The sequence below is a fragment of the Hylemonella gracilis genome (assembly GCF_004328645.1).
Lineage (GTDB): Bacteria > Pseudomonadota > Gammaproteobacteria > Burkholderiales > Burkholderiaceae_C > Hylemonella > Hylemonella gracilis_B.
In genome coordinates, this window is record NZ_CP031395.1 from 850,838 (window position 1) to 876,578 (window position 25,741).

Consider the following 25,741-nt stretch of genomic DNA (forward strand, 5'->3'; position numbering starts at 1 on the left):
ATTGTTCGCCTCCCACCCTTGCTCACCGCGAGTGGCGCTCCGTCCGCTGCGGGCCCCGTGCCGTGTCCGTGCCTGGCTGGGGTGGTGGATTCGTCGCCCTCGCCTTACCGTGCTCGCTGGACTTCCAGGATTTCGAAGTCGATGGCCTCGTGATACACCTTGGCATCTCGCACGGCCATGTGCAGCAGGATCTTGGGGGCCTGGCGCCCGACGATGCGGTGCGCCACCACGCCCAGCAACACCATCACCAGGCCGATCCAGGGATAGCCATACCAGGCCATGCCGATGCCGGCGCCCACGATGGGCAGAATCAATGCCGTCAACATCAGACGGTGCTTGACGTACTTGCTGGCGCGCTCGGGGTTGACGATGAGCCGGAATTGTCCCGCCGGCAGGCCAGCGCGGAATTCTGCATGGGGCACGTAAATGGGCTCTTGGGCCGGGTGGGTCTCGCTCATGGCTGGATTCTGCCCCATGCTTTCGGGCTCATTGGTATTTGATGGTGCAGCCGTAGGCGCGCGTCGTGGGCTGGCTCAATGGCTGACCGGCCAGAGCCTGGCGCAGGCCGACACGGATGTAGTTGGTGGCGCCGACGAGGTCACTCGCGCGCGCCGAGGGTTTGTCATCGACACCACCCGCGTAGATCAGCCGACCCTGCGGGTCGACGATGTACATGTGGGGCGTGACCCGCGCGCCGTAGGCGCGGCCCGCAGCGCCGTCGGCGTCCATCAGCGTCGCCGCGGGTACGCCGCCCTGCTCGCGCATCCAGCGCGCCAGCTGCGCCGGGGCCTGGTAGTCGCCATGACCGGTCTCGGTCGAGTTGATCGTGAGCCAGGCCACATTCCTGGCGGCGGCTTCCTTCTGCAACTGCTGCATGTTGCCGCTGCCGTAATGCTTTTGCACGAAGGGGCAACTCGGGTTGTTCCATTCCAGCACCACGTGACGCCCGCGGAAATCCGAGAGACGTACGGTCTTGCCGTTCACGTCCCGCAGGCTGAAATCGGGAGCGGCCTGTCCGATGGCCGGGCCGGTGGAGGCGACGGCGATCGTTGGCGCGACGGTGATGACCAGCACCGTGAATAAGAAGGCAAGGGGACGGGACCAAGGGCTCGACATGGCGTACTCCTGAGCGCGGCGGTTCACAGGGTGTCCAGGGCGCGCCGCACTTCGCCCGGACTCAGCAATTCGGACAGCACCAGGGGCGCCCGTGCTTCGGGTCTGGCCGGGCGGTGCAGCACGTAGACGGGCACGCCGCCGCGGCCCAGCGCCGTCAGCGCGGCCCCGATGGCAGGGTCGCGCCGCGTCCAGTCGGCGCGCAGCAGGACGACGTCGTGCGCGGCGAAGGCCCTCAGTACCTCCGCGTCATTCAAGGTGGTGCGCTTGTTGACCTGGCAGGTCACACACCAGGCGGCGGTGTAGTCGACGAACACGGCGCGGCCCTCGGCCAGCAGGGCCTGTTCGCGCGCGGGGCTCCAGGCTTGCCAGCGTGCGTCGCCGGTCTGCGCCTGGGGCGTTGATGCCGCTTCCGTGAACATCGTCGGACCCACGGTGGCGGCGAACCAAGTTCCCGCGATGAGCACCAAGGCGCTCAGCGCGAGGCGCGCGCGGCCGTTCAGCGTCAGCACCCAGATCAGGGCCGTGAGCAGCACCAGCAGCACCAGCAGGGTCGCGGCACCGTCCACGCCACTCTGGTGGCCCAGCACCCAGACCAGCCAGACCACGGTGAGCAGCATGGGGAAGGCCAGCACACGGCGCAAGGTCAGCATCCAGGCGCCGGGTCGGGGCAGCAGCCGCGCCACGGCCGGGATGAAGCTCGCCGCCAGATAAGGCAGGGCCAGACCCAGGCCCAGCGCTGCGAAGATGGCCAGGGCCTGCGCGGCGGGCAAGGTGGCGGTCAGGCCGAGGGCGGCGCCCATGAAGGGGGCGGTGCAGGGCGAGGCCACGACCACGGCCAGCACGCCCGTGAGCAGCGCATCCAGCGTCGGATGGCGGGCCTGCAGTGTGGCCAGCCGGCCTGGCGCCCATTGCCCGAATTCGAACAGACCCGCGAGGTTGAGTGCGATCACGGTGAAGAGCGCGGCCAGCGTCGCCACCATGGCAGGACTTTGCAACTGGAAGCCCCAGCCCAGACTTTCGCCCGCGCTGCGCAGGCCCAGCAGGGTCAGCCCCAATGCGAGGACGCTCAGCAGCACGCCGGCTGTGTAGGCCAGGCCACCCAGGCGCAGGGCACGCCGATCCTGGGCATGCTGGGCGAAGCCCAGCACCTTGATGGCCAGGATGGGCAGCACGCAGGGCATGAGGTTGAGGAGGAGTCCCCCCAGCAGGGCGAGCACCAGGGCGGCCAGCAGGGTCGGAGAGGAGGTCTGCGGTGCGAGGAGGGCGCGGTTCGCGCTGGAAGCGTTCGCGTCCAGCGCCGCTTGCAGCGCGGGGGTGAGGGCGATCGGCACCGCGGCGGCGGGCCAGGGGGTGCGCACCGGCAGTTCCACCCGCCAGCCTTCACGCGTGTTGCCGTGCACGGCGGGGCTGGATGCCAGGCTCAGCACCATCGGCATCCGGTCCGGGCTGGCGCTGCGTTGCGGTGAGATCGGCAGGGAGGCGGTCCAGAGCGCGCCCTGCCAGGCTTGGGTCCAGGGCGCGGAGGGGCTCAGCACCTCGGCCGTTTCCGGGAAGGCGTCCAGCTTTTGACCGCGCAGTCTGTCGGGCAGGCCGGCGACCGTCAGCTTCAGCTGGCCGCCTTCGATGTCGAGTCGGCTCTTGCCCACGGCCAGTACTTGCGGCCGGGCCTGTCGCGCGGCCTCGAAGGCGGCCGTGTGCACGGTGGTGGCGCCGCGTAGCGGGACGCGCAGGGTGTAGCGCCCCTCCTCGGGAATGCACTCGCTGCGGCAGATCAGCCAACTGGCGTGCAGCTGGATCGTCAGTTCATTCTGCCCGGGCGCGGATCGGAAGTCTGTGCCCACTGTCAGAGGAACGGGCAGCAACACGGTGTCTTCATAGCCGTAGTTGATCAGGGGGTCGGTGCTGCCGATCGCGAATTTTTTCGGCGCGGGCCAATCGACCTCGCCAGCGGCGATGCCTGGTGGCAGCGTCCACTGCAATTCGGTCGGCAGGCCCGAGTCGCCCGGGTTTTTCCAGTAGGTATGCCAATCCTTGGCGTGCGCGATGCGCAGGCCGACCCAGAAAGTCTGCCCGGGTGCGATGCCCTCGGGGGCGTGCGCGATCAGCTCGGTACGCGCCTGTGCGGTCTGCACCGCAGCGCCGCTTCCCATGACCGGGTTGCCCAGGAAGCTTTGCGCATGCGCTGTGCCGCAGAGGGATAGCAGCACCAGCAGGATTAAAAGACCGGCGGCAACAGTGTGCGTAACGGTGGAGGTGGCGGAGGAAAGACGCGGACGACGCAACATGATGCGGGCGATGTTAAGTCAGTGCCTTGGACCAATCGCAATCTCACAAGCCTGTCAAGGGATAAGCCGCGTGCAAAGCTCGGTTACATCCGCGTGCCGGTGTGACCTGCGATGGCTGGTCATAATGTCCTCCGGTCCCAATCCTGTAACAAAACCCGCGTTCGTGGAGAGTTGTAGTGATGGTTGCAGCCAGCAAGATGGAATCCGCGCTGACCCCCTGGGTGGCGAAGCTCAAGAAGAAGATCAACCTGCCGGTTCTGGTGCAATTCGGCGAAAACGGCGGCGGAGGCGGTGGCCTCAAGCTCGGTGACTTCGACACTCCCCTCGTGACCATCCGATTGCGCAAACCCAGCGCCGTCACGCACCTGCTGAGCCCCAGTCTGGACAGTCTGGGAGAAGCCTATGTGGAAGGCCTGCTCGACGTGGAAGGCCGTGTCGCCGACATTCTGGCGCTCGGGCACCAGATGGCCGAGGCCGGCAGCCAGACCGAAGGGCGGCTGACGCGCATCGTGCGGCAATTCAAGCACACGAAAAAAAGCGACAAGGAGGCCATTCAGTACCACTATGACGTGTCCAACGCCTTCTACCAGACTTGGCTGGACCCGCGCATGGTCTATTCCTGTGCCTATTTCGAGAACGGCGACGAAACCCTGGAAGCCGCGCAGCTCAAGAAGATCGATCACATCCTGACCAAGGCCCAGGTGCGGCCCGGGCACCGGCTGCTGGACATCGGCTGCGGCTGGGGCGCCCTGGTGATCCGCGCCGCGCAGCACTATGGCGCGCGCTGCGTGGGCGTGACGCTGTCGCAGAACCAGTTTGACCTGGCCACCGAACGCGTGAAGGCCGCCGGCCTGCAAGACCGCATCGAGATCCGCCTGCAGGACTACCGGGACGTGGAAGGCCAGTTCGACCGCATCACCAGCGTGGGCATGTTCGAGCATGTCGGCTTGAACTATCTGGAGGCCTATTTCGCCCAGATCCGCAAGCTGCTGACGGACGATGGCTGGGTGCTCAACCACGGCATCACCTCCACCGACGCCAACAACGGTGAAACCTCGCATGGCGGTGGGCGCTTTGTTGACCGTTATGTGTTTCCGCAAGGGGAGCTGCCGCACATCAGCACCGTGCTGAGGACCATGCAACTGGGCGGCCTGGAGGCCCTGGACGTGGAAAGCCTGCGCCGCCACTACATGCACACCACCCGGCTGTGGAGCGAGGCGTTCGAAGCGGGCACGGCGCAACTGCGGGGCATGGTGCCCGAGAAAACCTGGCGCATCTGGCGCATCTACCTTGCAGGTTGTCAGTGGGCGTTCGACAATGACGAGATTTCGCTCTACCAGGTGCTGTGCGGCAAGTCGGGACGCCCGTCCTCGGCACTGCCCTGGTCACGGCGCTGGATGTACGAACGATGACCCATCTCCCGCCCAGCCATGCCTGGGCCGACCTCACGACCCAGGACTTCGCCCGGCTGGACCCGACGCAGCGCGCGCGCCTGATCGCCGTCCTGCCCCTGGGCGCCACGGAGCAGCATGGTCCGCATCTGCCGCTCAGTGTTGACCACGATCTGGTCAAGGGCGTGGTGGCCGCCAGCCTGCCACATCTGGGGGATCTGTCGGTGCTGTTCCTTCCCAGCCAGGACGTGGGTTTCAGCCCCGAGCACCAGGCCTATCCGGGCACCCTCACCCTGTCCGCACCGCTGGTGATCGGTCTGTGGACCGCGCTGGGCGAATCGGTGGCGCGCGCGGGGGTGCGCAAGCTGGTGCTGCTCAACGCCCATGGGGGCCAGGTCGGCCTGTTGGACGTGGTGGCGCGCGATCTGCGCGCGCGCCTGGGCATGCTGGTCTACAGTGTGAACACCTTCAACCTGCCCCTGCCGCCCGAGGTGGATGGCCTGTTCAGCGCCGAGGAGCACCGCTACGGCATCCACGCAGGCCAGATCGAGACGGCGATGATGCTGGCATTGACGCCGCGGCGGGTGCGGATGGGCGAGGCGCGGCAGTTCGCGTCGGCCTCCCAGGCGCGCGCCGCGCGGTTCCCGATTCTGGGCAATGGGCGCAGCGCCAAACTTGCCTGGCAGATGCAGGATTACAACCGCGCCGGCGCCGTCGGTGACGCGGCGGCGGCCACGGCGGAACAGGGCCGGGCGGTGCTGGAGGCACAGGGCCGCGCCCTGGCGGCGCTGCTTGCTGAAATTGACCACCTGCCTCTGGATACTTTGGTGGATGCGCCTTTGGCCTGACAATAGCCATCCATGCTGCGTGCCCTGAAGAAAATCATTTCTGCCACCTTCACCACTTCATCGGCGGAGACCGATCTGATTGAGCTCAAGCCCATGCCACTGACCCAACAACTTGCCTATCGACGCTTTTTGCGCTCGGTCTTTCAAGCGCCAGCCCGCCTGACGTTGAGCAGCGGCGTGCTCGACGTGCAGCTGGTGGATATTTCGCTCAAGGGTGTGCTGGTCGAGGTGCGCGTGGGCGCGGGCCTGAGCCTGCCCCCACAGGGTTCGCGGGGTCGTTTGCGCATCGTGCTTTCGGCCACGGATTTCATCGCGATGGACGTGGCCGTGGCCCGGGGGCAACAGACCGGAGCGAGCCCCGAGGGGTTCGGCAGCGTCTACCAGGTTGGCCTGCAGTGTGTGCACATAGATTTGGACAGTGTCACGCACCTGCGCCAACTGATCGAGCGCAACATGCAGGACCCCGCATTGCTCGGGCGTGAACTGGCCGTGCTGATCGGCTATTCCCCGACGCCTGAGTCCAGTGCCTGAGGTGACGGGTTGATGGGTCAGGCGTAGGTGACCCAGTTCGCAAGACCCGGCTCGTCCAGGTGCGGAACGGTGTTGAAGCTCACCAGGCTGAGTCGGCGGGGCGTGTAATCCAGCTCGGTGATCGCGCTGTTGCGCAGGCGCAGATTCAGCTCGATGCCGGTTTCTGCCGGCGCGCCCAGCACCTGGGCGACGGCGGTCGCGATCGGCCCGCCGCTGGAGACGATCAACACATCCGTCGTACAGGTGCTGCACACGTGGTCGAGGGCCGCGCGCACACCGGCCGAGAAATCCGCGTACGTGGGCATGCCGCGCGGCGCGATGGTGCCTGCCGCCCATTGCTGCAAGGCGGTACGCAGCAGGCGGAAATGCGCACGTCGCGATTCAGGCGTGTCTGACATCCCGGATTGTGGCGGGGCGGCGCCCAGGGTTTCCAGCAGCGCGGTGCTGTCGTACTCGTCAAGTCCGGGCCATTGCAACGCCTGCGGGCCTCCATCGGCTTCGAGGGGCAGTCCCAGGCCCCGGGCGATGCCTCCCCAAGTCTGGGCATGGCGGCGCAGGGTGCCTGTGAGTACGGTGCCGAAGTGTGGATGAACGTCCCGTCCGCGCGCGCGCCAGTACTGGCCCAGACGCTCGCTCTGGCGTTCGCCCAGTTCGCTGAGACGGTCGTAGTCGGCCGCGCCGAACGAGGCCTGACCGTGACGCACGAGGTAGAGGGTGGGCATGCGAGCCAGTATGCCCGCGCACGGCGCGGTGGTCCTGCCACCACTGCGTGGATTTGTCGCGTGGGTGTCAGTTCAATACGGCCGCGCCCGGAATCAGGCCCAGACTGTGTGGACGGGTCAAGGCCTGGGCCAGGGTGCGCAGCACGGCGCGACTGAGGTCTTCACTGGCGTAACCATAACTTTCGGCCAGCAGACGCTGGCCGCGCGCATCGCCCGCCTCGATGGTCCGGGCCAATTGCAAGGCCGGGTAATAGGGGCCGCTGTTTTCCAGCAAGGCCTGCTGGATGCGCTGTGACAGAGGCAAGCCGCGCAGCAGGCTGGGCAGGGACTCACCCACCAGGCGTTCCATCTGCGCGTAGAGGCCGCAAAGGTAGATCTCGCGGCGCAGGTCTTCCTCGTCGCCGGGGTCCAGCAAATGCTCGACCAGGTGCGCGTGTACGACCATGCCGATGCGCACCGGGCGCAGGTCGGGCAGGTCGTCCGCATTGGCCTGCTGTGCATGCAGCCAGGCATAGACATGCTTGAGTCCCCAGACCTGCAGCCCGCGGCGCACCGTGTCGATGGTGCCGCGCTCGCGCGCGGCAGCCTTGTTCACGCGTTGCAGGAAACGGTGGCACAGGACCGGATCGGCGCAGAGCAGGGCTTCAATGTCGTCGTCGGAGGCGTCGTCCTCGATGGCCTGCAGCACGGCGAGGATGGCCGCGCGCGCGGGGGCGCGCGCCGCGTCCTGCAGTTCACGCAGTGTGTCCTCCACCGGCCAGCCGGCGACGGCCCAGGACTGGGTGCTGGGGTCGTTCGTGTCCAGCGCATGCGCGGCCTGGAGGCGGCGCTCGGGTGCCTGGAGGACGAATTGTGCGCCCGTATCCTGGGTGGCGGTCCACAGCACGGGCACCCCGCGTGCGACGGCCTGTCGGGCGCGCGGGCCGAGCACTGGATCGCGCTGCGCTTCGGGCCCCAGTGCGATCCAGAGGCCTTTTGGCGCATCGCCGTCCGTGGACGCGCCTCGGCGCGCCTCGGCTTGCTCGGGTGCTTGCGCCTGGGTCAGCATGTCCAGCAACAGCGCCGGGTTGCGCAGGGTCAGCAGCAACGGTGGCGCGTGCGGGGGCCACAGATCGGCCAGGGTGGCGAAGAGGTAACGGGCGTACCCCACGCTCGAGATGTCGGCGTCGGGTGGCGTGTCGACCAGCAACTGGGCGCCGGCCAGCGCACGCTGGCGGTCCCAGAGCAGGCGATGGCTCAGGGTCAGGGGGGCCAGGGGAGACGCGCTCATGGTGAAGAGGCAGAGTTGGCGCGTTGGCAGGAGGTCTGCCCGACCGGATGGTTAGGGTCGGGCAGGGCCTGCTGGGCTGGGTGTGGGTGGGCCAGTCGCTCAGTTGATGAAGTTGAACAGCGAGAGCCGCTGGACTTGCGCGTAGGTCTGCAGGGCGGCCTGGTAGCCGACTTGCATGTTCTGCATGTCCGAAATGCCCTTGATCATGTCCATGTCCTCGGCCCGCGAGCGGTCGGCGGCGAGCTGGAGCGTCTTGTCTTCCTGCGTGCCTTCGATGATGTCTGTGCGATTGAGCAACACGCCCGCCTCGCTGCGTGCAGAAACCAGGCGCTCCTTGCCGCTATCCAGCTGTGTCAGTGCGACGGCCAAGTCCTGCGACAGCTGGTAGCCATTGGCCGCACCGTCGATTCCGGCGATCGCCTTGTCCAGGACGGCGAACAGGTCGGTGCGCTTGCTGGCCTGGATCGTCAGGGTGTCGCCATCGGCGGGCTGGCCCTTGGGCGTGAGGGAGACGCCGTCGAAGATGATGTCCTGGCCTTCGGTGTAAGGCTGATCGGTGGTCACGGCGACGGCCGCGGCGCCGGTGGGGTCGGCGATCGGGTCGTAGCGGTAGACGTCGTAGGTCACCACGGCGGGCAGCGTCCAGTTGTCCGGATTGGTCGAGACAGGGGCAGGTTCAGCCAACTGCGGCGTCACATTGAATCGGACGATGTAGTTGTTGCCGGTCAAGGCCGCCGGATCCACCACCTGCCCCACGCCGGCCCAGACTTCGCCTTGGTTGACCGTGTTCATGGTTTTGTCAAAGGTCCAGTCCGGGTCGGTGGGGCTGGCCGGAATGCCGACGGTGGAACTGGTGACCAAGGCCGTTGGCGGGGTCGGGATCGTGCCCATGCCCAGGTCGGTGGTGAAAACGCCGTTGCCCGTGGGTACGTTCATCCAGACGGCCTGGCCGTCCATGGTGCCGGGCACGCTGACCAAGGTGCTGGCGCGGTTGCCCGTGGTGCCGTTGAAGGTCACGCCGCCGACCTGGTCGGTGAAGGCCTGGGGCGCGCTGCCCAGACCTCCGAAGAGGGGAATGCCGTTGCTGTCCTGCTTGTTGGCGTAACCGAAGAGTTGGTCGCGCATGCCCTTGATCTCCACTGCCAGGGCGGCGCGATCGGAGGGTGTGAGGGCGCCATCGCCCGCGTAGACCAGCTTTTCGCGGATTTTCTGCAACAGATCCATGCTGTTGCCCAGCGTGCCTTCGGCCAGGGCGACCGTGTTGCGTTGCAGGTTGAGCGCGCGCACTTCGACGTCCACGCGGTTCGAACGTGTCATGGCCCGCTCGGCCTGGGCGGCCCCGGTGGGGTCGTCGCTGCCGCGCAGCACTCTCTTGCCCGCGGCCAGCTTTTCCTGTTGCTGGGCCAGATCGGTCTGGCGTGTCGTCAGGATATTGAGCGTGCGGTCGTAGGAATTGGCGGTACCAAGTCGCATGGCCATGGTGAGGTCCTTTTGTGTCGCAGCGTGTGCGTGGGGTTCAGTTTGGAGTGTTTTGTGCCGTTATCAGTTCCGGGGGCAGGGATGCAGACACATCAAGCGCGCACGGAAGAAATCAGCGTGTCGAACAAGGTCTGCGCGACCTGCATGGCTTTGCCCGCGGCCTGGTAGGCCTGCTGGAACTGGAGCAGACGTGCCGCTTCCTCATCCAGGTTCACCCCGCTGACGGCGGTGCGGTCCTGCTCAATGCTGACCGCAATTTTGTCGGACACAGCCGCTGATTGCTTGGCGCCCAGGGTCTTCGTGCCGATGTCGGCGATCAGGCTGGCGTAGCCGTCGGTCAGAGGGGCTTTGTCGAACAATTGCATGTCGCGCAAGCCCATCATGGCTTGGGCGTTGGCGGCGTCCAATTGCGTGTAGGGGTTGGTCTTGACCGTGAAGCTATCGCCCGGTTGCGGCACACCCTTGAGCGTGAGCGACCAGCCCCATTCCGTGGTTGGGTCGAAAGGCAGGTTGGTGCTGCGGCCATCCGCTTCGATGGCATTGCCTGGCGTGTAGTTGTAGAGCTCGCCCGGGGTGGCGTTGGTCTGATAGTCCACCACCGCCGCGTCGTAGACGGGGTCACCGGGTTTCAGGCCGGCCGTGATGGCGGCTTCAAGCGGGGAGCCCGTGTAATACGCATCGTCCGTGCGGATGTACTGGGTGGACGTCAGGAAGACCAGGCTCACGTCCGGCCCCGGGGTGGTCGGTATGCTGCGCGCGGACAGTCCGGCGAGCGTGAGCGCGCCCTTGTTGTCCGCTGCCGCCTCGGCCGTGATGGGCCGGGCCATGGCCAATTCCTTGGGCGAGGTGAAGGCCACGGTCAGGCTGCGCGCGGCGGCGGAATACGGTGCGACCACGAAGCGGTCGCCGACGGCTGGAACATCGGCGGCGGCGAAGGAAAGGCGCAGGCCATCGAATTCGCCTTCCAGATTGGTCGAGGCGTTGGCCGGATTGTCGGCGAAGCTGACTGTCTGCTGCACGCCGTCGGACAGACGGGTGACCACGGCCGTGAACGGCGCCGCGCCTGTGCTCGTGAAGGTGATCTCGTAGTTGCTGGCGAGAAAGTCCTGCATGCCGTCGGGCGTGCCGGTGCTGTCGTTCAGGGAGATGCCCACCGACAGGTTGTTCAACGTGCCGGTGTTCTGCTTGGCGGAATAGGCGGCGGGCGGGTTGGCCAAGTTGAAGAGAGGATTGCCCGCCTTGCCGTTCAGGTCCAGGCCCAGGGCTTGCTGATTGTTCATCACGGTGCCGATGGACAGGGCCATGCGACCGAGCAGGTTCTCGGCCTGCACCAGATCCTCGTTGGAAAAGCGCAGTAGACCCGAGACTTCACCGCCACCCAACAGGCCCGTGTCGATCACGCGTTCCTTGCCATTGAAGGTGATCGCGAACTTATGCTGGTTCGGATTGTTGAAGTCGTCACTCACCAGCGCGACCGTGGAAGCCGTCCCCCCCATCACCAGGGGCTGACTGCCCCCGACAAACAGGGTCAGCGAGCCATCGTCCGCCGTGACGCTGGAGGTCTGGATGTAGCGGTTCATGTCGCGCACCAGCTGATCGCGTTTGTCCATCAGATCGTTCGGCGTGTGGCCGCTGCCCAGGGCCTGGGTGATCTGCTTGTTGACGGTGGCGATCTGCGAGGCCAGGTTGTTGATCGCGGCGATGTCCACGTCCAACTGCTGGTTCACGCCAATGCGCAGTTCGTTGATGGACTCGGACGTGGCCTGGAAGCGGTTCGACATTTCCTCGGCGCGGGCCAGGGTGACGCCCCGGGCCGTCAGATCGGTTGGTGCGTTGGCGATGTCGGAGAACGAGTTGAACAGGTCGCTGATCGTCGCGCCCAGACCGTTGGTTCCGCCTGGAAAGAGGCTTTCGAGCTGCTGCATGTACGTGGAGCGCACGCCATCGCTGGCGGCCACGGACTTGGTGGCGGCGGCCTGGCGGGTCAGGAAGTCGTCGTAGATGCGGCTAACCGTCGTGATTTCGACGCCCTTGCCGTAGTAACCCGTGCCCATGTACTGACCCGGGATGGAACTGAGAATGGCCTGTTGGCGCGAATAACCCTCGGTGTTCACGTTGGCAATGTTGTTGCCAATCACGTTCAAGACATTCTGGTTGGCGGTCAAGGCGGTGGCGCTGATGCTGAGGAGGCTGCTCATGGCGGGTTCCTGGTTTCTCAGTGAAAAATCTTAGGCTGTTTTCCTGTTTCGCGCTGCATGCGTCACATGCGGCGTTGCAGGAGCAGGGTGGTGTTGATGGCGCGGGTGAGTTTTTCAGCGTACTGCGGGTCGGTCGCGTAGCCTGCGTCCTGCAGGCCTTGCGTCCAGTTCTGAACGGACTCGGACCCGTCGGCCGTGCTGGCTTGCAAGGCCTGGTCGCGCGCATCGGCGTAGCGCGGGCTGTTGCCGATCATGCGGGCGAAGTCACGGTAGGAGTCGGCGTAGGAATCGTAGGCGCGAAACTTGGCCGTGACCTTGTGCGCCGCGCCATCGACGTATTCCGTGGTGGTGATTTCAGCGACCTTCCCCTTCCAGCCCGCGCCGGCCTTGATGCCGAACAGGTTGTAGGAGTTGCTGCCGTCGGCCATGCGGATTTCACGGCGGCCCCAGCCGGTTTCATGACCAGCCTGGCCGAGCAGATAGCTGGCGGGCAGGCCGCTGCTGTGTTCGACCTGCTTGGCCAGTTCGGCGTGCTGCTGCACAAAGTCACGCGCGGCCGCAGGAATGCGGGTGGCCGGGACCAGCGACTCGGCTTCCGCAGCGTCGGCGGGCAGGACCGCGGCGGTGGACTGGGTCGCGAGAGCCGCGGCCTGGGCCGTGCTGGCCGCGTCCGAGCCCGATGCGCCGGACACGGGGCCGCTCGAGGCCGACGGACTGGCGTCGTCCATCTTCAGCTGACGCATGAGTTGCTTGGCGATGAGCTCGCTCATGCCACCCGGCATGCCGCTCATCTGCAGCGCGTACTGCTCGTCCAGCATGCTGGTGCCCATGTCTCCCATGGGGCTGTCGAACATGCCGCTGCTCATCGTGGTCTCGCGCATGCTCTTCATCAGCTCGCGCATGAAGAGGGCCTCGAACTGCTTGGCGGCCTCGCGGATGGTTTGTGGCGTGTTGGCTTGCCCGGCCTGGTACTTCAGGCGGTCCAGGCCGGAGCCGTCAACGGCCAGCGCTTGTGAATTGGAAATCAGGTCGGCGCTCATGGTCAGATGCCTTTCAGATCACCTCAAGCTCGGCGTTCAGCGCGCCAGCTGCCTTGATGGCTTGCAGGATGGCCAGCAGATCTTGCGGCGTGGCACCCAGGGCGTTGAGCGCGCGCACCACTTCCTGCAGCGTCGGGGCACCGGCGACGGTGATCAGATTGCCGGGCTCCTGCGTGACCTGGATGTTGGCTTGCTCAGTGACCACGGTCTGGCCTTGTGACAGCGGCGCCGGCTGGCTGATGACTGGCGTGCTGTTGATGCTGACGGAAAGGTTACCGTGGGCGATGGCGCAGGGGCCCAGCGTCACGGCCTGGTTCAACACGATGGAGCCGGTGCGGGAATTGATGATGACCTTGGCGGCGGGCGTGGTGTCCTGCACGTTCAGCTCTTCCATCTGAGCCAGGAAGGCGATCCGTTCATTGGGTGCAGTGGGCGCGCGAACCTCGATGGAACGGCCGTCCATGGCGCTGGCCACGCCGGTACCGAAGCGCTGGTTGATGGCGTCAGCCACGCGCGAGGCGGTCAGGTAATCGTCCGAGTTGAGGGCCAGGCGCACACCACTGCCTTCCAGCAAGGGCGTGGGCACGGCACGTTCCACCAGCGCGCCACCCGGCACGCGGCCCGCGCTCAGGTGGTTGATTTGCACGCGGCTGCCCGCGGCGGAAGCACCCGCGCCCGCCACCACCATGCTGCCCTGGCCCAGCGCGTAGATCTGGCCATCGGCACCCCGCAGAGGAGTCGCCACCAGCGTTCCGCCCTTGAGCGACTTTGCGTTGCCCAGCGAGGACACCGTGATGTCAATGCGTTGGCCGGGGCGCGCGAACGCCGGCAGCTCGGCCGTGACCAGCACGGCGGCCACGTTCTTGAGTTGCAGGCGCGAAGCCAGGCTCGGGTCCAGCGAGATGCCAAGCTGCTGGAGGTAATTGGCCAGCGTTTGTGACGTGTACGGCATCTGCGTGGTCTGATCGCCCGTGCCATCCAGGCCGATGACCAGGCCATAGCCGGTGAGTTGGTTGCTGCGCACGCCCTCGATGGAGGCGACCTCCTTGATGCGGGCGGCCTGCGCGACGCCGGTCAGCAGGCCAGCCAGCGCGGCGGCGCCGAGCAGCAAGGCCGCGTGGCGGAAGAAGCGGTGCGGAATATTCATGGCGCGATCCTCGAAGGTCCGGGTCGACATGGGTGCGATCGGACTCAGAAGGGTGAGAGGGTGTGGAAGAAACGCGTGAGCCAGCCGACGGTCTGCACGTCGTACTGCGGGCCACGTCCCTTGGATTCGACGCGCACGTTTGCGATCGAGGTGGAGCTGATGATGTTGCCGGGCTGGATCGCCAGGGGGTCGACGGTGCCCGTGAAGCGCATGACATCGACGTTCTGGTTCAGACCGATCTGTTTCTCGCCTACCACCACCAGGTGTCCGTTGGGCAGCACCTCAGCCACGACGGCCGTGATGGATCCCGAAAAGTTGTTGGCCGCCGACGTGCCGCCTTTGCCCGAGAAGTCGGACTTGTTTTCCGCGCCGATGTCGAACTTGCCCAGTGACCCGGCGGACAGCCCCGGAACGGCCGAGATGCCGCCGCTGATGCTGCTGCTGCGGTTGGTCGTGGCGCTGGACTGCTGGCTGGCCGAGACGTTTTCGACGATGCGGATCGTCACCGTGTCGCCCACCTGACGGGCTCGGCGATCCTCGAAGCCCATCCGGTAGGTGGCCGTCTGGAACAGGCTGCCGCTCGCGGGGCCCGCTGGCACGGTCTGGGCGGGATAGGCGGCCATGGTTGGGGTCGCGAAATCCACCTTGGCGGGCTGCGGTGCCGTAACCGTGCAGCCCGCGAGCAGGGCCGCGCCGAGCGAGCAAGGCAGCAAGATCAGGCGCGCGTGCGCGGCGATGGGTGCAAGGAGGCGCTTCATCACAGCTGTCCCAGCTTCTGCAGCATCTGGTCCGACGTCTGAATGGCCTTGGAGTTCATTTCGTAGGCGCGTTGGGTCTGGATCATGGTCACCAGCTCCTGGACCACGTTGACGTTGGACGATTCCAGATAACCCTGCATCAGCTTGCCCGTGCCATTGTTGCCGGGCGCGTTGGTGTTGGGTGTGCCGCTGGCCGCCGTTTCGGCGAACAGGTTCTGGCCCTTGGCCTCCAGGCCAGCCGGGTTGATGAAGGTGGCCAAGGTGATGTTGCCGATGGTCTGAGCCACGACCTGCCCCGGCAGCTTGGCCGTGACCGTGCCGTCGTCGGAGATGGACAGGTCGCTGGCATTCGGGGGATCACGATGCCGTCGGCCAGGGGCAGGCCGTTCGACGTGACCAGCGCGCCTTCCGGACTGATTTCGAGCGCCCCATCCCGGGTGTAGTTGATGGTGCCGTCGGGCATGGAGACCTGGAAGAAGCCGTTGCCATTGACGGCCACGTCCAGAGGACGTCCCTGCACCAGGTTGCCCTGGGTGTAGTTGCGGCTGGTGGCCACGGCGCGCGCGCCCAGACCCACCTGCAGGCCGGTGGGCAGGTTGGTTTGCTCGCTGCTCGGTGAGCCGGCGGCACGCAGGTTCTGGTACATCAGGTCCTCGAACACGACGCTGGAGCGTTTGAAGCCGTTGGTGGAGGAGTTGGCCAGGTTGTTGGAGATGGTGTCCAGCTGGCGTTGCTGGGCTTCCATGCCGGTCTTGGCGATCCACAGGGAATTGAACATCGCGTGTTCCTTCTAGATTCGGTTGATGGGTGGGCGTACGGGGCCGTGCTGCGACGGTCCGCGTCAACCTTCCAGGCTCAGCAGCTTGGCGGCGCTGCGGTCATCGGATTCGGCGGTTTGAAGCATGCGCATCTGTTGCTCGAACTGGCGGGCGGTCTGGATCATTCCGACCATGGATTCCACCGCGTTCACGTTCGAGCCTTCGAGCACGCCGACGTCCATGCGGGCGTTCGTGTCATTGGGCAGCGGCGCACCAGAGACCGGGCGAAACAAGCCGTCGTCGCCGCGCTTAAGACGGTCTTCGTCGGTCGGCGTGGCCAGCTTGATGCGTCCCACCGTGGTTGAGGGTTGACCGGCGCTCTGCGCACTGACCGTGCCGTCCGAACCCAGGCTGACGACCGCGTTCTCGGGCACGATGATCGGGCTGCCGCCGTCCGACAGCAGGGACAGGCCACTGCTGGTCTGCAGCACCCCTTGCGGCGACACCTCGAAACTGCCGTTGCGGGTGTAGGCCTCGCCACCGTCCAGGCCCTGCACAGCGAACCAGCTGCTCTGCTGAGGCATGGCGTCGAGGTCGCGACCGGTGCGCATGGCCGGGCCTGGCGCGTCGCGCTGGCCGGCGGTCGCTTCCAGGGCGAACACACGGGTGGTCGCACCATCGCCGCGCAGGGGCACGGCGCGGTAGGTGGACAGCTCAGCACGGAAGCCGTTGGTCGAGACGTTGGCCAGGTTGTTGGACAGCACCGATTGCCGATGCTGCGCGGCATTGGCCCCGGTCATGGCGGTGTAGATGATGCGGTCCATAGGTGCGTGCCTTTCAAATTTGGGCGGGAGAAGGAGGCCAGATCAAAGGAATCCAAAGGCCATCCTTTTCACCTCGTGCAGGGGATTGTGGAAAAACTTGAGGCTGGAGGAGAGGGAAAAAGAGGGCAAAAGGCGCGGTAATTGACGGCTTAGGGGCTTGCCACGCGCGCGCGATTTGCTCTCGCGGGTTGGTGGCGCGCTTTCCTGGTCTGGACGCGGACGCGCATTGCGAAAAAAAAACCGCTGGCCAAGCCAGCGGTTGGGAAAGGAGATCTGCTTTTCTTTATATTGCTCGGCGCCGCGTCGGGTGACGCCATCACCCAACGTGGCACCGGAGGGGAAAACGGTTGAGCAGGAAGTTCTCGCCAACCGTTACCGCAGGTTGACCAGGGTTTGCATGACCTGGTCCTGTGTCTTGATGGTCTGCGCGTTGGCCTGGTAGGTGCGCTGGGCGGTCATCATGTTCACCAGCTCCTTGGTCAGGTCCACACTGGACTCTTCCAGTGCGCCGGAGCGCAGCTCACCCAGATTGCCCTCGGTGGGGCCGCCGAAGATGGGCTGGCCGCTGGATTGGGTCTCGATCCATTCGCCGTTGCCCGTGGGCGACAGACCTTGCACGTTGCGGAAGTTGGCCAGCGCCAACTGGCCGAAAGCCTGCGTTTCACCGTTCGAGAAGCGGGCGGTGATGACACCGTTGTCTTCGATCTTCAGGCCCACCATGTCGCCAGGCGGGTAGCCGTCCTGCGACAGGTCACCGGCCGTGAAGCGCGTGTTGTGCTGGACGATGCCGGAAAGATCGATCGAGATATTGCCCGTGCCGTTCAGACCGATGGTGGTGACATTGGGTGAGGGCGGCAGCGTGACATTGATGACCATCTGCGCGTTGGTCGAGCTGGTTGTGGTTCCGCCGACCGCCCCATCGGGATCCATGGTGCCGACGTCGACCGAGTAGTCCGCAAAGGCCAAGGCGGTGTTGTTGTTGGCGTTGGTCAGGTCGATGGCTGCGAAGGTGGTGGGCAGCGCCCCGATGGCCGTACCAGCGGGATAGGTGACAGCGGCAATGGTGATGGCCGTGGACGTGACACCCGTGCCATCGTTCAGCTTGTTCCAGTTGTTGACAGTGATGTCGGCTTGCGGGCCGGTCGCGGGCAGAGCCCCTGCCGCCGTGCTCGTGACGTAGCTGGCACGGAGCGAACCATCGGTGTTGAATTCCAGCAGCCCCAGTTGACTTTGGTTCGCGCCAGCGTCGCCGTTGTCTGCGTCGGTATAGACCTGCCAGAGATTGGGTGCGACCTTGCGGAAGTAGAGTTCCACCGGCACTTCATTGCCCTGAGAGTCGTAATTGGTGATGGCCGTGCCGAAGCGCGCCAGCGAGGTGCTGGGGGTGGTTTGGTTCCAGACGGTGGCGGCTGAATCCAGGGTGAACTTTGAGGCCGTGATGGATGTGGTCTGGTTGGCAGCGATACCTTGGCTCGTGGGCATGCGCATGGCTTGCAGCGTGACACTGGTGCGATTGCCCGCCGGGTCCGTGGGGAAACCCATCACACGTGCGCCCGTGTTGGTGATGACGTAGCCCAGCGGGTCCAGCTTGAATTCACCCGCACGCGAGTAAGCCCTGGAACCGTCTTGCAACTGCAGCGTGAAGAAACCGCTGCCGTTGATGGCCACGTCCAGGTCATTGTTCGTGATCGCGATGTTGCCCTGCGTGAATTGCTGGCTGACGGTGGCGACTTCCACGCCGATGCCGATGGTGCCCGCGCCCGAGGCACCGATGGAAGACGCGAACACATCACCAAATTCCGCGCGACCCGACTTGAAGCCCGTGGTGTTGGCGTTGGCGATGTTGTTGCCGATCACGTCCAGGCTGCGACTGGAGGCGTTCAGGCCTGAGAGACCTTGTTGGAAGCCCATGGTGTGTTTCCTTCGTGGGGGTGTGAAAAGGTGGGTGAGGGGACGACGCTGCGGAACGGGTTCTGCAAGTTGTGTCTTGGGTCTTTGAAAAAGGCCGGATTGGTTCTGAGAAAGCGCTTAAAGAATGGCCTTCACATCACCATAGGTGATGGTCGCCGCGCCGATCAGATCGATCTGCATGAGCCCGTTGGACATGCCGACCGATTGCACGTAGTGGCGTGCGTAGGCGGTGGCGTCGACCGCCTTGCCGTTGTTTTCGGCCACGATGCGGAAGCTCGGTGCGCCCGTGCCTTCGTAGTCCGTGGCATCCCAGGTGAAATAGTGCCGGCCCTCCGGCAGGGCGCCAGCGTCGATGGTGTCGATGACCTTGCCCGAGGGGTCCAGAATCTCCACCTTGACCTTGCTGGCCGTGCTGCTGAGGTCGATGGCGCCGTTGGCGTAGCGGATCGTTTCCTTGTCGCCTTCCTCGGCGCCCTCGGCGGTGCTGTCGCGGGTGCCTTCATGAATCGAGAGCGTGGGGTTGCTCACCAATACTTCGCGGCCCACGAGAGAGGTGCCTTGCAGCACCTGGAGGGCCGTGAACTGGGTCGACATGCTTTTCATCGTGTCGTTCAAGCCCTGGATGCCCGTGACCGTGTTGATCTGCGCCATCTGGGACGTCATCTGGGCGTTGTCCATGGGATTGAGCGGATCCTGGTTGTTGATCTGCGCAACCAGCAATTTGAGGAAGCGGTCCTGCATCTCCGCAGAGTCCGTGCTGGAGCTGGAGCTGGTACTGCTGCCCTTGTTAACCAAGCTGTCGATGTAGCTGGTGCTGTCTACGGAAGCCATGTGTGTTCCTTCGGATGGAAGTCAGGTCAGATGGGGCGTGTCACTCACTGCCCCATCTGCAGCGTCTTGAGCAGCAGCGTCTTTGCGGTGTTCATCACCTCGACGTTGTTCTGGTACGAGCGCGAGGCGGAGATCATGTTGACCATTTCCTCCACGGGGTTGACGTTGGATTGGTTGACGTAACCGTCCGCGTCCGCCGAGGGGTGGGTGGGTTCATAGGTCCGGCGCGCGGGCGCCTGGCTTTCCGTCACCGCGTTGATCTTCACGCCGGCCGCCCCGGACGTGGCCTCGTCGAAGGGCAGGGTTTCGAAGACAACCTGTCGGGCCTTGTAGAACTGGCCGTCCGGGCCGGCGACGGCGTCCGCGTTGGCGAGGTTGGAGGCAACGACGTTCAGGCGCTGGGCCTGGGCGCTGATGGCGCTGCCGGAAACGCCGAAGATGGAGAACATGGACATGGGAGTCTTCCTTGTCGTTCAGGGTAGAGGGTTGCCGGTTTCCGTTACTGACCCTGAATGGCGCTCAGGATGGTCTTGGAATACCCGTTGATGAAGCGCAGGGTGGATTCGTAGCGGATGGAGTTGTCCACGAAATTGCTGCGCTCACGGTCCATGTCCACACTGTTGTTGTCCATGGCCGGTTGAATCTGGTCGCGGTAGCCCAGGCCGTTTTCGCCCAGCCCGCCCTGCCCGGTGCTTCTGGGCAGCGGAATGTGGCGTGCGTCTGTGGCGCCGGCGACGGCCGGGGTGTTGCTTGGACCGTAGGCTCCGCCCGCGGTGCCGGAGATGTTCAAGGAAGAGGGTTGCGCCAGCGCGCCGCCGGTCTGTCCCAAAGCTTCCTCCATGGCGGCCTTGAAGTCGAAATCACGTGCCTGGTAGCCAGGGGTGTCGCCGTTGGCGATGTTGCTGGCGATGGTGCGCTGACGTTCCGAGCGCAGCTGCAAGGCCTTCCCGTGGAAGTCCAGTGTGCCGGTCAATTTGTCGAGCATGGCATGCGCCCCTTTCATTCAGTTCAGCCTTGCATGGGTCGGGAGTCGGGCTGCCTTGAAGGCGTCTGGACCACCGGGTGCGACAAATTGTGGGGAAACTTGATGGCGCGGATGGTCTGAATAAGCGGGTGAAAGCCATGTATTTGCCGGCTTTGTCCTGGAGTGCTCTCCCTATAGTCATCTGCATTTCCGACGATATGAAGAGCCCATCATGAATTCACCCAAGCATGCGTTTCAGGCCTTGCGGCGTTGGACGTCGCAAGCTGCGGATCTCACTGCCAAGGCGGGCGTGCTGACGCGGGTGCTTGCGCGCCGCGGCCCTGCAGCGGCGGCTTGGTTGTCCTGGCTGTCGCTGGGGCTGGCCATGTTGGTGATGGGCTGGTCCGTGCCGACGCATGCGTCCCAGCAGACCGGTCCGGGGCAGACCTACCGGGTCAACAGCGAAGCGGACTTGCCTTACGTGGCGCAGCACTGGCTGGAACGCAATTTACCGGTGCTGTCAGCACGTGAGTCGGAGCGCGGGGAGCCGGTTCGTCTGCAGGCCCAGCTCGGGCGTCTGGACGGGCGTCTGCGCCTGGCACCTTGTGCCGAGGTGGAGGTGTATGCCCCAAGCCGTCTCTGGGGCAGCAGCCACCTGGGCATGCGCTGCATCCAGGGCGCCACGCGCTGGAGCGTGACCATGCCGGTCCAGGTCCAGGTCATGGGTCAAGCCTGGGTCTTGCGGGCCAATGTCTCCACCGGGCAAGCCTTGACCGACCAGGATCTCGAACGACGGGAAGTGGACTGGGCGGAGGACAGCAGTCCGGTGCTGGCCACCGATGCGTGGGACGGTCAAGTGACGGCGCGCAGCCTGCGCGTCGGACAGACCCTGCGCCAGAACATGCTGCGGGCCGCCAAGGTCTTCACCAGTGGCACGCAGGTGCGCGTGCTGGTGCAAGGCAGCGGGTTTCAGGTGAGCACCCAGGGCAGGGCCATGTCGGTGGGCGTGGTAGGGCAGGTGGCCCAGGTGCGGATGGACAACGGCCGTGTCATGAATGCCACCGTGGTGGATGCGCGGACGGTCCGGGTGGAAATCTGAGTCGAACGAGAATTCTTGAGATGCACCAAATAAGTGCATAAAAATTTGTCAGGGCGTTGTTCGCCACGGGAAAAACCAGAAATGCGCTCAGCGCATCAGTTAAGCAAGCGGAAAACCGCCTTGTTGTCTGCCTGCAGGGGCTAAAGTTGTGCCGGTCCGCGCCGATAAGAATGGCACGGGGCGGAACGGCTACATTCCAGCCCGAACAGGACTACAGGTAATCAAGGCTTATTGGAGTAGATGATGAAAGTCGGTCAAGGCGCAGCAGATCCGCTGTTGAAGGTGACGCCCCAGGCGGCCCAGTCCGCCAAGAAAGAGGCGGCGGCGAAAGAAGCCGTGAGCGTGGCTGCCCAGGGGTCGACGTCTGTCGCCGAGGGCAGTGTGTCGGTGACGGTTTCGTCGTCGGTGCGGGCGCTCGAGCAACTGCGCGGCGCAAATGAAGCGACGGACATCGACATGGACAAGGTCCGTGCAGTCCGTGAGGCGATCGAGAACGGCACTTACGTGGTGAATGCCGAAGCCATCGCCGACAAGCTGCTGGCAGGTGCCGAGGAATTCCTCGCGCCCCGCAGCGTGCATTGAGTCGCTGACCTGAGTTTCGAGGCGTGCGGGGGCGCGCGCCGAGGTTGAAAAACCAGCCACCGTAGCCGGGTGGTCGCCCCCAAAAGAGAAAAGTCCTTCAAGCCTTCGACTTCGTGATTCCAATCGCGGAGTTTTTTTGCAAATGCCTGTAGTGCCGGGTGGACCTCTGGTCTCAGCCTGGCTTCCTTACTAAAGGAGCCTGTTCCATGATTTCCTATACGGATTACGAAAAACCCCTGGCCGAGATTGAAATGCTCTGCGAGGCGGTCTCCCAAGCCCTGCTGGACGGCGCGAGCCTCGAGCAGTTGGAGCGCGCCAGCGCCTCCTTGCGCGAGGCCTCCATCGCGTTCGCCTCTTTCACGGAAAAGCACAAAGTGCTGGTGCATGGTGGCACGGAACTGCGTGTGCGCATGAAGCGCATCGTGACCCTGATCCATCTGCAGCGCGAAAGCCTGTTGCGGCTGGCCGCTCAGGCGGAGCGTAGCCTGCACACCCTCATCCCCGGCATGGCCGAGCAGAAGAACGTCAGCTACGAGCCCTTGGGTCGCGCGACATCGACGCACCGCGGTTTCGGGGGCTAAGGGCAAGGGGCGGCGGATCGCCGCCCTGTGGGGCCTACAGTGCCGCACGGTCACCCATCGAGGGAAAAAGAGGAATTGAGGGCTTTTGTGTCCTCAATTCCTTTTTTCATGTGCTTGACGGACTTGTAGGATTTTGCCTGACACGTCGCTGCCGGTCTTTCTCGCAGCAAGTGCAGAAGGTGGCTGATTCAAGTTTCCTGCCCGCCGATCAGAATCAGGCCCAACGCCAAACGCAAGAAATGCACTGTAAAGGAGCCCCAAATGACTGAAGACCAACTGAACGCCGAAATCCGCGAATCCAACCTGACCTACCTCATGTTGGCGCAAAGCCTGATCCGGCGTGACAAGGCGGATGCGCAGTTCCGCCTGGGGTTGTCCGAGGAGTCGGCTGACCTGCTGTCCATGATGTCGCCGGCCCAGATCTCCAAGATTGCGTCCAGCCCCATGCTGCTGTGCCGCTTCCGCATGGATGACGAAGTGGTGTGGAGCTTGTTGACCAACCACAACACCAGCAAGGTGGACAACCCGGCCACCACGCGCCTGCATGCCAGCATCCTGATGGCTGGTCGCCACGCGGAAGCCACCGGCGCCGCCTGAGCGTCCTCTGAACAACCAGGCCGGAAACACCCCATGAGCACCGTCAAAAGCGTTCTGAACGAATCGCGCCAGATCGAGCGCGCCGTCGCCCTCATCAAGTTGGGCGCGCGTCTGCAGGTTCTGGAGAGCGAGACCGATCTGTCCTACGAGCGCTTGCTGCGCCTCTACAAGGAAGTCGCCGGCAAGTCGCCCAGCAAGGGGCAGTTGCCGTTTTCGACGGACTGGTTCCTGACCTGGCAGCCGAATATCCATTCCTCGCTCTTCCTCAACATCTACGAGTACCTGAGCAAGGCCAGCAGCATCGAGGACATCGACGCCGTGATGAAGGCCTACCGCCTTTATGAAGAGCAGATGAAGGCGCTGGAAATGGAGTCGCTGCTGTCCATCACCCGCGCCTGGCGGCTGGTGAAGTTCATCGACAACAACATGCTGGCGATGACGCGCTGTTCCAAATGCGGCGGGCATTTCGTGTCCGAGGCGCATGAGAACGCGCGCAACTATGTCTGCGGTCTGTGCGAGCCGCCGGCCCGTGCCGGCAAGGGCAGCACGACGGGCATTCAGTTGCATTGAGCTCGGCTTGCGGGGGATGGCGGGTGGGCCGCAGACTTGGCGTTTCACCGCATTGAGGCCCCCTGCGGCGGCGCCCGACGACGGCGGAATCCGGTATGCGGGGCTCACCGGGTTTGCAACAGAAGTTTGCAAAAGAGTCAGGACAAGGGGCAGTTTTCCACGCTTTTGCGTGTGCTGACATGGGCGCTATCCCCTAGAATGACTCGAGTTACATTTTTCTCCCCCTTTCTACTACCTTAGCCGCCCACCCATGATCGTCATCATCGGTTATGCCGTTGCCATGGTTGCTATCTTCGGGACCTTTGTCCTGCATGGCGGCAACATTGGCATCCTGCTGGAAGCCCTTCCCTTCGAAATGGCCACCATCTTCGGCGGCGCGCTCGGTGCCTTTGTCGCTGGCAACCAACCCAAGGTGCTGCGGGCCACCATGGCGCAGGTTCCCACCGTGCTCAAGGGCTCCAAGTACACCAAGGAGCGCTACATGGACCTCATGGCGCTGCTCTACGACGTCCTGCAGAAGGCCCGCAAGGAAGGCCTGATGGCGATCGAGAAGGACGTGGAAGAGCCCCACGAGTCACCGCTGTTCCAGGCGCATCCCATCGTGGGCAATGACCACCACGTGGTGGAGTTCACCACGGACTATCTGCGCATGATGGTGTCGGGCAACCTGAATGCCCATGAGATCGAGACGTTGATGGACAGCGAGATCGACACGCACCACCAGGAAGCGCACGCGCCGGCGACCGCGGTGCTGCGGCTCGCCGGTGCCCTGCCTGCCTTCGGTATCGTGGCCGCCGTGCTGGGCGTGGTGAACACCATGGGCTCGGTCGGGCAGCCGCCCGCCATTCTGGGCGGCATGATTGCCTCTGCCCTGGTGGGTACCTTCCTGGGCATCATGCTGGCCTACGCGATCTTCGAACCGTTGGGCACTATGCTGGAGCAGAAGGCGGCCGACGGTACCAAGGAACTGCAATGCATCAAGTCCACCCTGCTGGCCAGCATGCAGGGTTACAACCCGGCGACCGCCATCGAGTTCGGTCGCAAAGTACTGTTCTCGACCGAGCGTCCCGGCTTCCTGGAGCTGGAAGCGCATGTTCGCAAGAAGTGATGCGCGGACCGGTTCAAGGGCGGGACGAGCCATGCTGGCGACCAGGATGAAAGGCTAAGGGGGAATCATGGCCACGGATGCCAAGAAACTTCAGCCCATCATCATCAAGCGGGTGAAGAAGGGTGGCCACGGCGTGCACGGCGGCGCCTGGAAGATCGCCTACGCCGACTTCGTGACGGCCATGATGGCCTTCTTCCTGCTGATGTGGCTGCTGGGTTCTACCTCCAAAGGCGACCTCAAGGGCCTGGCGGACTATTTCCGCGCGCCGCTCAAAGTATCCATGGTGGGCGGCAATGGCTCGGGCGCCAGTTCCTCGATCTTGCCGGGTGGTGGCGCGGATCTCACGCTGACCGCGGGCCAGCATCCCGAGGATGCCTCCGCCGCCGACCGGCGCCGGCGCGCCGAAACGGCGCGACGCGACGCGCAGCGGCTTGCCGCGCTCAGTGCCAAGATCAGCGCCGCCATTTCCAACAATGCCCAGTTGCGCCGCTTCAGCCGCCAGATCCAGCTGGAGAGCACGCCCGACGGCCTGAAAATCCAGATCGTGGACGAACAGGGGCGCCCCATGTTCACGACGGGCAACGCCGCCGTGCAGCCCTACATGCGGGAAATCCTGCGTGAAATCGGCGCGGCGCTCAATGGCGTCGAAAACAAGATCAGCCTGGACGGGCATACCGATGTGACGCAGTATGGCAGTCAGGGCCGGGGTTACAGCAACTGGGAGTTGTCGGCGGACCGTGCCAACGCGGCGCGGCGCGAACTGGTCGCTGCCGGCATGCCCGAGGATAAGCTGCTTCGGGTGACCGGTCTGGCCGCCAGCAGCCTGCTGGTGCCTGACAATCCGACCGCGCCCGCCAATCGGCGCATCAGTATCATGGTCCTGACCAAGGAGGCGGAAGAACGCCAACTGGGCATCAACCGGGAGGCGGTCGAACCCGGAGAAGGTGGTGCCGCGTCCGGGCAAGCGGTGGATCCGGCCTTGATCGCCGCTCCCGCGCTGGTGGCGCCGCCGGGGCCCTCGCGGTGACCCGCGAGGCGAACGAAGGGATGCGCGGGCTTGGGTCGCGCATTGAACTTGGCGATAATCTGCCGCGATAAGAACCGAAAGCAAGACTGAAAGGCATAGAAAGG

Annotated in this window: 26 protein-coding genes and 1 pseudogene; 10 read left to right on the forward strand and 17 right to left on the reverse strand. The window is 64.8% G+C overall.

What is annotated here, in order from left to right; all coding sequences use genetic code 11:
• Positions 1-104 precede the first annotated feature (104 nt).
• The 3 genes from DW355_RS04095 to DW355_RS04105 are packed head-to-tail and all read right to left on the reverse strand — an operon-like array spanning position 105 to position 3,401.
• Positions 105-458, reverse strand: a complete 354-nt coding sequence (locus tag DW355_RS04095; RefSeq protein WP_131278075.1) for a hypothetical protein — start codon at positions 456-458, stop codon at positions 105-107.
• A gap of 28 nt (positions 459-486) precedes the next feature.
• Complete coding sequence (locus DW355_RS04100; protein ID WP_131278076.1) at positions 487-1,116, reverse strand: thioredoxin family protein; 630 nt, start codon at positions 1,114-1,116, stop codon at positions 487-489.
• A gap of 23 nt (positions 1,117-1,139) precedes the next feature.
• On the reverse strand, positions 1,140-3,401 hold the full coding sequence (locus DW355_RS04105; RefSeq protein WP_131278077.1) for a protein-disulfide reductase DsbD family protein: 2,262 nt from the start codon (positions 3,399-3,401) through the stop codon (positions 1,140-1,142).
• A 179-nt stretch (positions 3,402-3,580) separates the two neighbouring features.
• Here DW355_RS04105 and DW355_RS04110 point away from each other — a divergent pair, with 179 nt between their 5' ends.
• From DW355_RS04110 to DW355_RS04120, 3 genes are read left to right on the forward strand one after another with little or no spacing between them, the layout of a single operon-like run.
• Positions 3,581-4,813 carry an SAM-dependent methyltransferase gene (locus tag DW355_RS04110; RefSeq protein WP_131278078.1) on the forward strand — a complete coding sequence of 411 codons (1,233 nt, stop codon included), beginning with the start codon at positions 3,581-3,583 and terminating at the stop codon, positions 4,811-4,813.
• A complete protein-coding gene (locus tag DW355_RS04115; protein ID WP_131278079.1) occupies positions 4,810-5,640 on the forward strand; it encodes a creatininase family protein in 831 nt (276 codons plus the stop codon). Before DW355_RS04110 ends, DW355_RS04115 begins: the two co-directional genes overlap by 4 nt.
• Before the next feature lie 12 nt (positions 5,641-5,652).
• Entirely contained in the window at positions 5,653-6,171 is a 519-nt protein-coding gene (locus DW355_RS04120; RefSeq protein WP_242671299.1) for a PilZ domain-containing protein, read from the forward strand.
• A 17-nt stretch (positions 6,172-6,188) separates the two neighbouring features.
• Here the strand turns inward: DW355_RS04120 and DW355_RS04125 are convergent, their stop codons facing one another.
• The 14 genes and pseudogenes from DW355_RS04125 to DW355_RS04190 form a co-directional block, all read right to left on the reverse strand.
• Positions 6,189-6,893: a histidine phosphatase family protein gene (locus DW355_RS04125; RefSeq protein WP_131278080.1), complete on the reverse strand. Its 705-nt coding sequence runs from the start codon at positions 6,891-6,893 to the stop codon at positions 6,189-6,191.
• Positions 6,894-6,960: 67 nt separating this feature from the next.
• A complete protein-coding gene (locus tag DW355_RS04130) occupies positions 6,961-8,163 on the reverse strand; it encodes a hypothetical protein (RefSeq protein WP_131278081.1) in 1,203 nt (400 codons plus the stop codon).
• A 99-nt stretch (positions 8,164-8,262) separates the two neighbouring features.
• Entirely contained in the window at positions 8,263-9,642 is a 1,380-nt protein-coding gene (gene flgL / locus DW355_RS04135; RefSeq protein ID WP_131278082.1) for a flagellar hook-associated protein FlgL, read from the reverse strand.
• Between the two features lie 92 nt (positions 9,643-9,734).
• Positions 9,735-11,840, reverse strand: a complete 2,106-nt coding sequence (gene flgK / locus DW355_RS04140) for a flagellar hook-associated protein FlgK (protein ID WP_131278083.1) — start codon at positions 11,838-11,840, stop codon at positions 9,735-9,737.
• A 62-nt stretch (positions 11,841-11,902) separates the two neighbouring features.
• Positions 11,903-12,880, reverse strand: a complete 978-nt coding sequence (gene flgJ, locus DW355_RS04145) for a flagellar assembly peptidoglycan hydrolase FlgJ (protein ID WP_131278084.1) — start codon at positions 12,878-12,880, stop codon at positions 11,903-11,905.
• Between the two features lie 13 nt (positions 12,881-12,893).
• Positions 12,894-14,027 carry a flagellar basal body P-ring protein FlgI gene (locus tag DW355_RS04150; RefSeq protein WP_131278085.1) on the reverse strand — a complete coding sequence of 378 codons (1,134 nt, stop codon included), beginning with the start codon at positions 14,025-14,027 and terminating at the stop codon, positions 12,894-12,896.
• Positions 14,028-14,071: 44 nt separating this feature from the next.
• Positions 14,072-14,785, reverse strand: coding sequence for a flagellar basal body L-ring protein FlgH (locus DW355_RS04155; protein WP_207388080.1), 714 nt, complete (start codon positions 14,783-14,785; stop codon positions 14,072-14,074).
• Positions 14,785-15,563 (reverse strand): annotated as a pseudogene (flgG, locus tag DW355_RS04160) (flagellar basal-body rod protein FlgG). Before flgG ends, DW355_RS04155 begins: the two are co-directional and overlap by 1 nt.
• 63 nt (positions 15,564-15,626) lie before the next feature.
• Complete coding sequence (locus tag DW355_RS04165; protein WP_131278086.1) at positions 15,627-16,367, reverse strand: flagellar basal body rod protein FlgF; 741 nt, start codon at positions 16,365-16,367, stop codon at positions 15,627-15,629.
• A 42-nt stretch (positions 16,368-16,409) separates the two neighbouring features.
• On the reverse strand, positions 16,410-16,691 hold the full coding sequence (locus DW355_RS04170) for a hypothetical protein (protein WP_131278087.1): 282 nt from the start codon (positions 16,689-16,691) through the stop codon (positions 16,410-16,412).
• Positions 16,692-16,739: 48 nt separating this feature from the next.
• Positions 16,740-18,278, reverse strand: coding sequence for a flagellar hook protein FlgE (locus tag DW355_RS04175; protein WP_131278088.1), 1,539 nt, complete (start codon positions 18,276-18,278; stop codon positions 16,740-16,742).
• A gap of 117 nt (positions 18,279-18,395) precedes the next feature.
• Entirely contained in the window at positions 18,396-19,109 is a 714-nt protein-coding gene (locus tag DW355_RS04180; RefSeq protein WP_131278089.1) for a flagellar hook assembly protein FlgD, read from the reverse strand.
• 44 nt (positions 19,110-19,153) lie between these two features.
• Positions 19,154-19,564 carry a flagellar basal body rod protein FlgC gene (gene flgC, locus DW355_RS04185; RefSeq protein WP_131278090.1) on the reverse strand — a complete coding sequence of 137 codons (411 nt, stop codon included), beginning with the start codon at positions 19,562-19,564 and terminating at the stop codon, positions 19,154-19,156.
• 44 nt (positions 19,565-19,608) lie between these two features.
• Positions 19,609-20,094, reverse strand: a complete 486-nt coding sequence (locus DW355_RS04190; protein WP_131278091.1) for a flagellar basal body rod protein FlgB — start codon at positions 20,092-20,094, stop codon at positions 19,609-19,611.
• A gap of 211 nt (positions 20,095-20,305) precedes the next feature.
• On the opposite strand from DW355_RS04190, the gene flgA reads away from it, so the two are divergent.
• The 7 genes from flgA to motB all read left to right on the forward strand — a co-directional run bounded on the left by flgA (position 20,306) and on the right by motB (position 25,637).
• Positions 20,306-21,172 carry a flagellar basal body P-ring formation chaperone FlgA gene (gene flgA, locus DW355_RS04195; RefSeq protein WP_131278092.1) on the forward strand — a complete coding sequence of 289 codons (867 nt, stop codon included), beginning with the start codon at positions 20,306-20,308 and terminating at the stop codon, positions 21,170-21,172.
• Positions 21,173-21,415: 243 nt separating this feature from the next.
• The gene (gene flgM / locus DW355_RS04200; RefSeq protein WP_131278093.1) at positions 21,416-21,754 is read left to right on the forward strand and encodes a flagellar biosynthesis anti-sigma factor FlgM; all 339 of its coding nucleotides are present in this window, start codon (positions 21,416-21,418) and stop codon (positions 21,752-21,754) included.
• Positions 21,755-21,960: 206 nt separating this feature from the next.
• Positions 21,961-22,335 carry a hypothetical protein gene (locus DW355_RS04205; RefSeq protein ID WP_131278094.1) on the forward strand — a complete coding sequence of 125 codons (375 nt, stop codon included), beginning with the start codon at positions 21,961-21,963 and terminating at the stop codon, positions 22,333-22,335.
• Positions 22,336-22,596: 261 nt separating this feature from the next.
• Positions 22,597-22,932: a flagellar transcriptional regulator FlhD gene (flhD, locus tag DW355_RS04210; RefSeq protein ID WP_131278095.1), complete on the forward strand. Its 336-nt coding sequence runs from the start codon at positions 22,597-22,599 to the stop codon at positions 22,930-22,932.
• A 33-nt stretch (positions 22,933-22,965) separates the two neighbouring features.
• Entirely contained in the window at positions 22,966-23,502 is a 537-nt protein-coding gene (gene flhC, locus DW355_RS04215) for a flagellar transcriptional regulator FlhC (RefSeq protein ID WP_131278096.1), read from the forward strand.
• Positions 23,503-23,752: 250 nt separating this feature from the next.
• Positions 23,753-24,610: a flagellar motor stator protein MotA gene (motA, locus tag DW355_RS04220; RefSeq protein WP_131278097.1), complete on the forward strand. Its 858-nt coding sequence runs from the start codon at positions 23,753-23,755 to the stop codon at positions 24,608-24,610.
• A gap of 67 nt (positions 24,611-24,677) precedes the next feature.
• Complete coding sequence (motB, locus tag DW355_RS04225) at positions 24,678-25,637, forward strand: flagellar motor protein MotB (RefSeq protein WP_131278098.1); 960 nt, start codon at positions 24,678-24,680, stop codon at positions 25,635-25,637.
• Positions 25,638-25,741 lie beyond the last annotated feature (104 nt).

Bases quoted from the DNA above. Each gene is read 5' to 3' on its own strand.
- DW355_RS04095 (WP_131278075.1), bottom strand. From the start codon at position 458: ATGAGCGAGACCCACCCGGCCCAAGAGCCCATTTACGTGCCCCATGCA.
- DW355_RS04100 (WP_131278076.1), bottom strand. From the start codon at position 1,116: ATGTCGAGCCCTTGGTCCCGTCCCCTTGCCTTCTTATTCACGGTGCTG.
- DW355_RS04105 (WP_131278077.1), bottom strand. From the start codon at position 3,401: ATGTTGCGTCGTCCGCGTCTTTCCTCCGCCACCTCCACCGTTACGCAC.
- DW355_RS04110 (WP_131278078.1), top strand. From the start codon at position 3,581: ATGGTTGCAGCCAGCAAGATGGAATCCGCGCTGACCCCCTGGGTGGCG.
- DW355_RS04115 (WP_131278079.1), top strand. From the start codon at position 4,810: ATGACCCATCTCCCGCCCAGCCATGCCTGGGCCGACCTCACGACCCAG.
- DW355_RS04120 (WP_242671299.1), top strand. From the start codon at position 5,653: ATGCTGCGTGCCCTGAAGAAAATCATTTCTGCCACCTTCACCACTTCA.
- DW355_RS04125 (WP_131278080.1), bottom strand. From the start codon at position 6,893: ATGCCCACCCTCTACCTCGTGCGTCACGGTCAGGCCTCGTTCGGCGCG.
- DW355_RS04130 (WP_131278081.1), bottom strand. From the start codon at position 8,163: ATGAGCGCGTCTCCCCTGGCCCCCCTGACCCTGAGCCATCGCCTGCTC.
- flgL (WP_131278082.1), bottom strand. From the start codon at position 9,642: ATGGCCATGCGACTTGGTACCGCCAATTCCTACGACCGCACGCTCAAT.
- flgK (WP_131278083.1), bottom strand. From the start codon at position 11,840: ATGAGCAGCCTCCTCAGCATCAGCGCCACCGCCTTGACCGCCAACCAG.
- flgJ (WP_131278084.1), bottom strand. From the start codon at position 12,880: ATGAGCGCCGACCTGATTTCCAATTCACAAGCGCTGGCCGTTGACGGC.
- DW355_RS04150 (WP_131278085.1), bottom strand. From the start codon at position 14,027: ATGAATATTCCGCACCGCTTCTTCCGCCACGCGGCCTTGCTGCTCGGC.
- DW355_RS04155 (WP_207388080.1), bottom strand. From the start codon at position 14,785: ATGAAGCGCCTCCTTGCACCCATCGCCGCGCACGCGCGCCTGATCTTG.
- DW355_RS04165 (WP_131278086.1), bottom strand. From the start codon at position 16,367: ATGGACCGCATCATCTACACCGCCATGACCGGGGCCAATGCCGCGCAG.
- DW355_RS04175 (WP_131278088.1), bottom strand. From the start codon at position 18,278: ATGGGCTTCCAACAAGGTCTCTCAGGCCTGAACGCCTCCAGTCGCAGC.
- DW355_RS04180 (WP_131278089.1), bottom strand. From the start codon at position 19,109: ATGGCTTCCGTAGACAGCACCAGCTACATCGACAGCTTGGTTAACAAG.
- flgC (WP_131278090.1), bottom strand. From the start codon at position 19,564: ATGTCCATGTTCTCCATCTTCGGCGTTTCCGGCAGCGCCATCAGCGCC.
- DW355_RS04190 (WP_131278091.1), bottom strand. From the start codon at position 20,094: ATGCTCGACAAATTGACCGGCACACTGGACTTCCACGGGAAGGCCTTG.
- flgA (WP_131278092.1), top strand. From the start codon at position 20,306: ATGAATTCACCCAAGCATGCGTTTCAGGCCTTGCGGCGTTGGACGTCG.
- flgM (WP_131278093.1), top strand. From the start codon at position 21,416: ATGAAAGTCGGTCAAGGCGCAGCAGATCCGCTGTTGAAGGTGACGCCC.
- DW355_RS04205 (WP_131278094.1), top strand. From the start codon at position 21,961: ATGATTTCCTATACGGATTACGAAAAACCCCTGGCCGAGATTGAAATG.
- flhD (WP_131278095.1), top strand. From the start codon at position 22,597: ATGACTGAAGACCAACTGAACGCCGAAATCCGCGAATCCAACCTGACC.
- flhC (WP_131278096.1), top strand. From the start codon at position 22,966: ATGAGCACCGTCAAAAGCGTTCTGAACGAATCGCGCCAGATCGAGCGC.
- motA (WP_131278097.1), top strand. From the start codon at position 23,753: ATGATCGTCATCATCGGTTATGCCGTTGCCATGGTTGCTATCTTCGGG.
- motB (WP_131278098.1), top strand. From the start codon at position 24,678: ATGGCCACGGATGCCAAGAAACTTCAGCCCATCATCATCAAGCGGGTG.